Raw genomic sequence first — 976 nt, forward strand, 5'->3', positions numbered from 1 at the left:
CCGGCATGCTGGAGGCCGCGCGGCGGCTCGCCGGGCGGCCGAAGCTCGTCTTCCTCGCCTCCGACTTCCGCTGGCCGGAGAGCCTGATCGCCCGGGTCTTCGCCGCCCTGGCGCCGCACGACACGGTGCCGATCCTGCTCGCCGACCCCGCCGAGGCGGAGGCGCTGCCGGCCTTCGGCCTCGTCGAGCTCGACGATCTCGAGGGCGGCGGCCGCCGCGTGGTCCTGCTGCGCCCGAGCCTGCGCCGGGCCTGGATCGCCCGTGAGCGGGGCCGGATCGCCGCCCTGGAGCGCGCCGCCACGCCCTTCGCGCGCCGGGTCTTCCGCCTCGCCGGGCGCTTCGACGCCCAGGCGCTCACCCGCCACCTGATGACGACCTGAGCATGGGCGCGCGCGGTCCCGCCCTGCTGCTGGCCGGCCTCCTCGCCGGCGTCCTGGCCGCGCCCCTCACCCTGACGGCAGGCCCGGCCGCCGCGCAGGTGCGCTCCGTCGAGGTGCGCAGCCCGCGGCCCTTCGGGATCTTCCTGGGTGACCTGGTCGAGGCGCAGGTGGAGATCCTGGCCGATCCCGATTTCCGGCTGCAGCCCGCGACCCTGCCCCAGCCCGGTCCGGTGACCTACTGGCTCGACCTGCGCGCCGTCGCGGTCGACGACGCCCCGGCGGCCGGCGGCCGGCGGGTGCGCCTGCGCCTGACCTACCAGAGCTTCTACGCCGCCCTCGACGCCCGCACCCTGGAGGTGCCGGGTTTCCCCCTGACGCTGGCGAGCGCGGCGGCGACCGGCCGCACCACCGCCGCCGCCGTCCAGGTGCCGGGCTGGAGCCTCGGCGTCTCGCCCCTGCGCGAGGTGCAGCCGCAGCGGCGCGAGGATCCGGCCGAGTACCTGCGCCCGGACGGTCGTGGCGGGCGAATTGATCCGTCACCGGACGTCGCGGCGGCGGCGGGCCTCGGCGCCCTCGCCGGCCTCGCGGCGCTGGCT

General features: G+C 78.0%; 1 protein-coding gene and 1 pseudogene. Both read left to right on the plus strand.

The features are described 5' to 3' along the window. The coding region (locus tag AC1DXK_RS31025) for a DUF58 domain-containing protein (RefSeq protein ID WP_477299712.1) at positions 1 to 380 on the plus strand (380 nt) is incomplete at its 5' end. Positions 381 to 382: 2 nt separating this feature from the next. Then, positions 383 to 976 (plus strand): annotated as a pseudogene (locus AC1DXK_RS31030) (nonribosomal peptide synthetase MxaA); the annotation flags it as partial.

It is taken from the genome of Methylobacterium sp. P3_A11, assembly GCF_056403155.1.